This is a genomic window from Candidatus Cyrtobacter comes (assembly GCF_034470605.1).
GTDB lineage: Bacteria > Pseudomonadota > Alphaproteobacteria > Rickettsiales > Midichloriaceae > Cyrtobacter > Cyrtobacter comes.
The window spans coordinates 1-3085 of the sequence record NZ_JARGYT010000114.1; the positions used below are offsets into that span (position 1 = coordinate 1).

Here is a 3085-nt window from a genome sequence, read left to right on the forward strand (position 1 = left end):
TTCGCTAAACTCAAAGAAAATCGACGCTTAGCATTACGATTTGAGAAATCCGATCTCTCTTTCCTTGCCTTTATAGCTTTAGCATCTATTAAATACAACCTTTGTTAACAGTGCCTAATGCCTAATATGCTCGCCTGTTGGAACTTCTTTTTTAATATATAATGGAGAGTGAAATATAAACCCTTCATATAACTCGGAAAATTTAAACATTGATATAGTTTATTTGTGTTATTAAATTGTACCTTAATGATCCTTTTACAACGTAATACCTAGTTTTGATTCATTACTAATTTAAAAAACCAAATTGCATGTTCTAGTGTAGCATTAAATTGGAAATATGCACACGTGATTGCATATTGATATGCTACTTTTAGCGTTCAAGAATGAACCATTTTTAAATATCTAGCTCCCGGATAGCATTGCACTAGGCTACCAATGTATCTGGAGTTATATTTAGAGGATAATATGGATTTGGAATTTCATTACCATATAACATATTTACTTGCCATGGGCGGTGGTTTTAATAAAGATGATGCATATAAAATTGCCTACTCTTCCCAATATATTGATGATAATCAGGCAAATATTCTGGTAAAAGATGATCAAAATAATATATATAAAAATATACAAACGCAGAGCTATTTACTACTGGATAAAACATCTAAAGAAATTTATGTGCCATTCCACTTTGTGCCTAAGTGCACATTATCAAAAAGTCTAAGAAAAGATTGTATTTTCAATCCAATGGAAGTTGAGAGTAATTCTCAACTAGCCAGAAATTCACTTAAGAAGGCGCTTAAGCTTAGAGACCCGTATCAAATAGGTATTTCATCACATGCATTTGTAGATAGTTGGGCTCATCAGAATTTTACTGGTTATGCAGAAGTATATAACAATATTGGTTATAGTTATATGGCAAAAAGTATAGGGCATTTTGATGCCTTGCATTATCCGGATAGCGTTTCACTTATATGGAAAGATTCAAGATTAAAGGATGAAAAAATTAATAATAACGTAAGGTTCTTAGAGGCCGCATGGTACTTATTAGATATTTTTTCAAAAGCTAATAAAATAAAACCAAATGCCGAAATTATAAAATTAATTCAAGATATATTTGGCACGGCAACAGAAAATTACTTTTGGAATAACACCTTTTTAATGCCAAAGCGTATCAGGCAATACAATAAAATATCTAAAGAACTTTTTTCATGCGCAATACCAAAATATTCTAGTACCGAATGGTTTAAAAAAATAGTTAAACACTCTATAAAAGGGTTTTATTGGAAAAATCAGGCTTATAAGGAAAGTGAATGGTATTTATTCAATGAAGCCGCAAAAAGACATCGAAAATTTATAAATTACAAGATAAGATGCGCTCTGGGTAAAGGGATAGGAGGGTAGTATACTAACTTGAGGCTAATAACAACATTAATACCTGGGCGTAAACTTCAGTTAACAGTACCGTTGTTAATTGCCTTTGGCATTTCTTTCTATTTTCAACATCCAAATAGCTATTGGCTTATGTATTACATCACAATACCAATTGCATTTGCTGTTTTTTATAAATGTACTGATGATATATTCCGTATATTATCATGTATCATTTTTCTAGTTGTACTTGGGATGGGAGTATCCTACCTAAGGGTAACTAATATCAAAACAGAAGTTCTTGAGCAAAAACAAGAAGATATCTGGATCAAGGGTAAGGTTAACTGGGTAGAAAATAGAGATAATGGAAAGAGGATCTATGTTGAGAATGTCAAAATTTTTGGAAAAATATTTGATCTTATCAGGTTAAATTCTAGGGCAAAAAATCAAAATTTATCTGTAGGTGATTATATAAAAGCAAAAGTTACAATTTTTCCACCACCAACACCGGTAATCTCAGGTGGTTTTGATTTTTTTCGCTTTGCTTATTTTAAAAAAATCGGAGCTATAGGTTATACTAAATTTAAACCTATCATTCTAGAAAAAAACCAAAAAATCAGCTCTATAAATGAATTAAGAAAAAAAATTATAGAAAGAGTAGAGTTAGCAATAAAAGATGGGGCAAAAAGCTCAATAGCTATAGCACTACTTGTTGGGGATGCATCTTCTATAAATAAACAAGTATATGATGCAATGAGAAAATCTGGTACCGCACATCTAGTAGCAATTTCTGGAATGCATATGGCGCTTGTTGCAGGTATGCTATTTTATGTAATAAGATTTATAGCAGTAATGATATGCTATAAATTTCAATGGGTTAACACCAAGAAAATAGCGGCGCTATTTGCAATTTTCAGCTCTTTTGCCTATCTTTTAATTTCCGGTAGCCCAATTTCTGCGCAGAGAGCATTCTTAATGTCGTTAATATTCTTTATTGCTATATTATTGGATATAAGATCATCTGCCATTCATTCACTATGTGCTGCCGTTACTATACTGCTCATCTTTTTACCAGAAAGCTTAGTGAGCCCGAGTTTTCAAATGTCGATCTCAGCATGTGTTGGGCTTATATGTTCAGGCTCATTATATATTAAGAGCAAGTATAAGATATTTTCTTATATAATCAATGTGATAATCGCAAGTACCGTTGCATGGCTTTCAACCGCTATGTTTTCCGCATACCATTTTCACCAAATATCAGTATATAGTTTATTCGCAAACCTAATATTAGTACCTATAACAGAATTTATAGGTATGCCGTGTGGTATACTTGGTATGCTTTTAATACCATTCGGGCTTGAGGAACTACCGCTATATATATTGGGGTATGTATGCAGCATTATTGCAAGTGTCTCTGTTTTTTTCTCAGAAATTCAAAATTCATATTTATTTATAGTACCATTTGAAGGTTATTTATTAGGAATCTATTCCATAGGACTGTTCTTCTTTGCAGTAATGGGCGGTATAATTAGATATATAGGCCTTTGTATAACAATTATATCAACAATCTTTATATTAAGCTCAAAATTACCAGATGTTATAGGCACTGTTAACAAAGGTTGTATTTAATAGATGCTAAAGCTATAAAGGCAAGGAAAGAGAGATCGGATTTCTCAAATCGTAATGCTAAGCGTCGATTTTCTTTGAGTTTAGCGAA

The 3085-nt window shown here is 32.0% G+C and carries 2 protein-coding genes; both read left to right on the forward strand.

Going from position 1 to position 3085, the window contains the following annotated elements; translation table 11 throughout:
• The first annotated feature begins 435 nt into the window (after positions 1-435).
• Complete coding sequence (locus Cyrtocomes_RS05730) at positions 436-1401, forward strand: DUF6765 family protein (protein ID WP_322498231.1); 966 nt, start codon at positions 436-438, stop codon at positions 1399-1401.
• 9 nt (positions 1402-1410) lie between these two features.
• On the forward strand, positions 1411-2997 hold the full coding sequence (locus Cyrtocomes_RS05735) for a ComEC/Rec2 family competence protein (protein ID WP_322498232.1): 1587 nt from the start codon (positions 1411-1413) through the stop codon (positions 2995-2997).
• The last annotated feature ends 88 nt before the right edge of the window (positions 2998-3085 follow it).